This is a genomic window from Devosia psychrophila, from assembly GCF_000971275.1.
GTDB classification, from domain to species: domain Bacteria; phylum Pseudomonadota; class Alphaproteobacteria; order Rhizobiales; family Devosiaceae; genus Devosia; species Devosia psychrophila.
This window is the reverse complement of record NZ_LAPV01000161.1, coordinates 1-5,994: the sequence shown is the minus strand read 5'-3', so window position 1 is coordinate 5,994 and position 5,994 is coordinate 1. Positions and strand designations below refer to the sequence as shown.

At 57.4% G+C, this 5,994-nt stretch carries 4 protein-coding genes; all 4 read left to right on the top strand.

Annotated features, from left to right (window positions below; translation table 11 throughout):
- A partial coding sequence (locus tag WH91_RS18535; protein ID WP_046172505.1) for an STAS domain-containing protein occupies window positions 1-303 on the top strand: 303 nt, incomplete at its 5' end.
- Window positions 304-731: 428 nt separating this feature from the next.
- A complete protein-coding gene (locus WH91_RS18530) occupies window positions 732-1,856 on the top strand; it encodes an alpha/beta hydrolase (RefSeq protein WP_052952963.1) in 1,125 nt (374 codons plus the stop codon).
- 231 nt (window positions 1,857-2,087) lie between these two features.
- Window positions 2,088-2,558: a nucleoside deaminase gene (locus WH91_RS18525; RefSeq protein WP_046172503.1), complete on the top strand. Its 471-nt coding sequence runs from the start codon at window positions 2,088-2,090 to the stop codon at window positions 2,556-2,558.
- 330 nt (window positions 2,559-2,888) lie between these two features.
- Entirely contained in the window at window positions 2,889-5,405 is a 2,517-nt protein-coding gene (locus WH91_RS18520; protein WP_052952961.1) for an ATP-binding protein, read from the top strand.
- The last annotated feature ends 589 nt before the right edge of the window (window positions 5,406-5,994 follow it).

The window sequence follows — 5,994 nt, the reverse complement described above, 5'->3', positions numbered from 1 at the left end:
TCGACCCTCGAAAACGACGTTCGCACCTACCGTGTCGAAGGCCAGCTATTCTTTGCCAGTGCCGAGGACTTCCTCGCTGCCATGAACTTCGAAGAACAGGTGCCTCGGGTCAGGCTGGATTTGAGCATTGCGCACCTCTGGGATTTGACCGGCGTCAATGCGATCGACATGGCAGTCTTCAAATTCCGACGCGCAGGGGTCGAGGTTGAGGTCATCGGCGTGAATGAAGCCAGCGCCACCATAATGGACAAGCTGGCCGTACACGATCAGCCGGGGGCGGTGGAGCGGGTGCTAGGGCACTGACCGCCAGACGAGTCCGTAACTCTCCAGTGCGAGGCCACGTATAAGCGTCGCTTGGCATGTCCGCTTTCAGGGTGTGGTAGCGGTGGCCTCAACGACCAATTTGGGGGTCGGTACCCGACGGGCGACTTGGGGGTGGGTAGCGGCCAGGCTGCTTATGGGAAAGTGACCGGCAAAGCGGACATCCATCGATTGCCTCGTGTGGGGCCAATAAGGACCGGCAGCATTGGCTGGGCTCCCCGCGGTGAGGTCATACAGACCTCATCCACTTGCCTATGCCGATGAGATTGCGCAGCTAAAAGTTTAGAACCGCAGCGGAGGACGAGCGACCGAAGTTCGACGGTGCTCATTTCACTACATCGGGAACCCGCAAACCGGAACGTGGCTCGTTCCAATCCGTTCAGCTTATCCGAGCCCCGAAAGGATGAATGATGACCTTGCGCACCCAGAAGCTTCTTCGAGCTTCACCCATTGTGTTGGCCCTGACCATGTTGGTTGCTACTAGCCCCGTCCAAGCCCTAGATGCTCCAGCAAACGATGCGGCAGCACCAGAGGAGGAGATGGCCGCTCCGTCCGACGATAGCGGCACCATGGAGCGCGCCTCCGAGGAAATGGGCGCTGTGCTGGAAAAACTGAAGGAACTTGGCGCCAAGCCAATACACACTCTGACTGTTGAAGAGGCGCGCACCCAACCTACCCCCGCCGACGCAGTAAAAGCGTTGCTTGAAGAACAAGGCAAGAGCACTGAACCAGAGGAAGTGGCCAGCACCGAGGACATCCTGATCCCGGGATCTGCAGGCGATATTCCGGCTCGCGTTTATACCCCTGAGGGAGAAGGTCCATTCCCGGTGATAGTCTACTATCATGGTGGTGGCTGGGTGATCGCAGATCTTGATGTCTACGACGCGTCGCCGCGTGCGCTTGCCAATCAGGCACAGGCCATCGTGGTAAGCTCTCATTATCGGCAGGGTCCTGAAGACAAGTTTCCGGCTGCACACGACGATGCCAATGCTGCCTACGAGTATGTCGTTGAGAACGCAGGCTCTTGGAACGGCAATATTGACCAGCTCGCCATTGTCGGTGAAAGCGCCGGTGGCGGACTAGCTGTCAGTGTGGCGATGCATGCACGGGACGCTAAACTGATAATGCCCGACGCAATTGTTTCGGTGTATCCCATAGCTGGAGGCGAAACCGACACTCCGTCTTACCTAGAAAACGCCAATGCCATGCCGTTAGGCAAGGCGGATATGGATTGGTTCTTCGAGCACTATCTCAGCAGCGCCGAGGACCGTAACGATCCCCGCATCGACCTATATGATGAAGCCGATCTTTCCGGCCTGCCACCAACCACCATCATCAATGCTGAAATTGATCCGTTGCTGTCCGATGGCGAGATGCTAGCGGAGGCGATGACAGCAGCGGGCGTTGAAGTGGAGCAGAGAACGTTCGACAGCGTGACCCACGAGTTCTTCGGGATGGCAGCTGCAGTGCCTCTGGCTTTGGAAGCTCAAAACCTTGCGGGTGAGAAACTGCGTTCGGCCTTTGCAGACGAGTAGCGACTTCTGCCGACAATAGCTCGTGGGCCAGCGTCTACGATAAAATCTTCACTTAAACTATCGCCACACCTGTCAAGGTGTGGCGATCACATGTGATGCCTGTAGCTCGGAGTATTATGGCAGGATCCGACCGGATACGGTGCTCCTTTTCCGGCGATGGCCCCGCAATACGGCCAGGTATACATTTGAGTTCCGTGCACTCACGCCGCGCCAACGCGAAAAGGCCAGTCAATGTCCCACGATCAGCCGTCATCCGATGAACATGCCGCCATGCGGGACGCCGTCGACCGGGCGCTGCGAGCCAAGGAGCAGTCGGGGAAGGCGGGCATCGGCGCTGCCATATTGCGCGACGGCGTTGCGATAGGTAGGGGCGAGAACGAAGTCAGACTGCAGTCCGATCCGACCAAGCATGCCGAAATGGTTGCGCTAACAGAGGCGGCGCATGCCCTGGGGCATTCCGACCTGTCCGGCTGCGTCATGATCTCTACCCTGCAGCCTTGTGAAATGTGCCTCGCCGCCATGCGCTTCGCTGGTATCGAGCGGGTCATTTTCGGCGCGACGCAGGAGAAGGTTGCGGCGAAGTACTTCATGTTTCCCCACCTTTCGATTACTGACTTTCAAGCTGCAGGAAAACCGTTCGAGGCCATTGGTGGGCAATTCGAAGCCGAACTCTTGCCACTCTATATCGGCGGGCAGGAATAGGCTCATCACCGACCGAACGCGGCAACAAAATCTCGTTGAAACCGCAACGAACAGCCAAGGAGCGGCAGCTTTTGGGAGTATGGCGAGCCAGACTTGAAGGGCCGAAGTGGGGTCGCTTGCCGACCGGCTCGTCTGGGGTGGAGTGCGGACAGTCCGCTTCCGGGTCAGTTACCATGGAAAGCTGACGGTCTCTGTCACAGTGCTTTAAATTACGCGGGCAGCCCTACATAGTTGCACAACGGTGATCGGGCCCGATATTGCCGAAAATCTGAAACGCCTTTAGGGATTTTGCTCCAACGCGTTAACGCCATACGGGCGCAAGGGTTTGTGATGTCGAGAAATAAGGCTGACGCGCAGAGCGCGCAGGAACGCTGGCGCACCCTTTCCGAAGTGAGCCAGGCCATCCGGATCGCTAAAACCCCGGATGAACTGCCCTTAATCGTGTCTACGATCATCGGCAAGGCGATGGGTGTCAGCCGCGTTGGTTACGGTCGAGTGGATGATGCCACCGCCACACTCTACGTTGACCGAGATTATACAGCGCCAGGTGTGAGCACTTTGGCCGGCGCCACGCCGCTGCTCGAATATGGATCCTTCATCGATAGCCTGCGCAACAACGAGTCCATCGCCATTGCTGATGTGCGGCTCGATCCGCGCACGTCGGCGGCTGCCAGTGCTCTCGAAAGCCGCAGCGCCCGCTCCTTCATGAATGTGCCGATCATTTCACGCGGACGGCTCGCCGCCGTCCTGTTTGTCAACCACGATGAGGTCCGTGATTGGCAGGAGGAAGAGGAACAACTTCTGCAGCTTGCTGGCCAAGGTCTGGTGGCCACATTCCAATTCCAGGCTGAGGAAAAAGCGCGCGAACTGAGCGATGAGCGGTACCGCGTGTTGTTCGAGGCGTCTAATACTGGCTTCTGTGTAGCGGAAGTCGATGACCAAGCGACGGATGGCGCCGGCGGCACACGCATCGACTACCGGGTAATCGAGGCCAATAGCGCCTTCTACGAGCAGACCGGATTCCCTCAAGCCATCCTTAACCAATGGCTTCGAACCGCAGCTCCAGGTCTGGAGGAACATTGGTATCAGACTTATGGCGAGGTGGCGCGGACCGGCGTGGCCGCCCGGTTTGAGCAGGGGTCGGATGCGCTGGGTCGATGGTTCGACGTGTCTGCCTTTCGGGTCGAGGATGCTGAGGTCGCCATCCTCTTCACCGACATATCCGCCCGCAAGGCAGTGGAACGGCAGCTAGTTGAGATCAACGAGCATCTCGAGGAAACCGTCCGCAACCGCACAGCTGATGTCACGCTGTACAAGCAGATCGTGGATTCAGCCTCCGCACCCATCTGCGCTTTCGATACCGAGTTAAAACTGATTGCGTTCAATCAGGCTCATAGCGACGATTTCTTCCGCATCTACGGATATCGCGTGCAGATCGGCGACGTGTTTCCCGATCTATTCCTTCCAAATCAAGCTCCGGTCATCCGCGCCTTCATGGAACGCGCACTGGACGGCGAGGTCTTTTCAGTCACCCAGGAATTCGGCGACCCCGACCTGGTGAAGCCCTATTGGGAAGTCGCCTATTCGCCCATTCGTGATGAAGCCGGCGTCATCTTTGGCGCCTTTCATTATGCCAACGACGTTACGAAAAGGGTGCGAGCCGAGGCAGAGCTTGCCGCGGCTCAGGAAGCCCTCCGGCAATCTCAGAAGATGGAGGCGGTTGGGCAGCTTACCGGGGGCCTTGCCCATGACTTTAACAACATCATTGCCGGCATCAGCGGCAGCCTGGAAATGATGTCGACGCGTCTGGCGCAGGGACGTATAAGCGACCTCGACCGCTATATCTCTGGAGCCAGCACCGCGGCCAAGCGCGCCGCCAGCCTGACCCAGCGACTGCTTGCCTTCTCGCGTCGCCAGACCCTTGCGCCAAAGGCAACCAATCTCAATACATTGGTCAATGGCATGATGGATCTGGTTAATAGAAGCATGGGGCCAGAGATCGAGGTCGAGACTGCAGGCGCCACTGGCCTATGGACAACCTTTGTTGATGCCGGGCAACTTGAGAACGCGCTACTCAATCTTTGCATCAATGCCCGTGATGCGATGCCGGATGGGGGTAAACTGACCATTGAGACGTCCAACCGATGGATGGACGAGCGGGGTTCCCGGCAACATGCGCTGCAGCCGGGACAATACGTTTCGCTCTGCGTCAGCGACACCGGCACTGGCATGTCCAAGGAAATCGTGGACCGCGCGTTCGACCCGTTTTTTACCACCAAGCCGATCGGTCAGGGAACCGGTCTCGGTCTATCAATGGTCTATGGTTTTGCCGGACAGTCCGGTGGCGCAGTGCGAATCTATTCCGAAGTCGGCAAGGGCACGATGGTCTGCATCTACCTGCCGCGTCGTGCCGGTGATGCTGCTGCCGACGACGCGCAAATAACGATTGGGATTGAAGAACTACCCGGATCTCCCAGCGGTGAAACAATTCTGCTCGTCGACGACGAGCCGCTAGTTCGCATGATTGCCACGGAGGCGCTCGAGGAACTCGGTTATCAAGTTATCGAGGCGGGTGAAGGTGCTACGGCGCTCAAGATCCTGAATTCGGACAGACGCATCGATTTGCTGGTCACCGATGTCGGGCTGCCCGGCGGCATGAACGGGCGCCAGGTTGCCGATGCAGCACGGGTGGCCAGGCCTGATCTCACGGTAATGTTTATTACTGGCTATGCGGAAAATGCAGTCCTTAACCACGGCCATCTCGAGCAGGGTATGCACGTCATGACCAAACCGTTCCAAATGGATTCCTTCGCGCGACGGGTCAAAGACCTCATTTCAGGAACTTAACAGCCGAATTGGGTTGTACGTGTGAACCTGAGTAGCGAGTAGAAAGCGTCTGCTCGATGTCCGCTGTCGGGATCCATTAATTTGGCCGTTAGTGACTGGAATGAGGTCCGAATCTACCGATTTTCTTCTTGCAACCACGCCTGCTTAAGGGCCACCTAGATTTGGGGTTGTCTGCCTGGGGCCGAGCCGTGAGCCGGGGCTTGGATCCGCTATGGATTGTGGCGAATGCACACGATAGGGATGGCCAACCAGACACTACCCGCCTGTCTCAAATCCAGCACTTCTTCGCATAATGCGGCCATCCGCATCTAATTCTCGGCGTAACCTAGCCCAGTTGATAGCCGAACAATCGAACCGGCATCAGCCCTTCGAGCCATTCCTGTTCTGCCCAAATTGGCGAAAGTATCCAGCTGGAAGTAATACCAACGGGGATTATTTGTGACTCGTTTTGGATTCCTTCTTCAGGGAATTACTGATTCCATGGGGCGAAGGAAATTCGCCCATGACAGTCTCGGTTCGGATCAGGCAGGATTATTCGTCGCAAGAGCTTCGGCGCCTGGCATCACGGAGCAAAGACGCCAATCAAAGC

Coding starts and splice junctions, on each gene's coding strand:
- WH91_RS18530 (WP_052952963.1), top strand. CDS start 732: ATGACCTTGCGCACCCAGAAGCTTCTTCGAGCTTCACCCATTGTGTTG.
- WH91_RS18525 (WP_046172503.1), top strand. CDS start 2,088: ATGTCCCACGATCAGCCGTCATCCGATGAACATGCCGCCATGCGGGAC.
- WH91_RS18520 (WP_052952961.1), top strand. CDS start 2,889: ATGTCGAGAAATAAGGCTGACGCGCAGAGCGCGCAGGAACGCTGGCGC.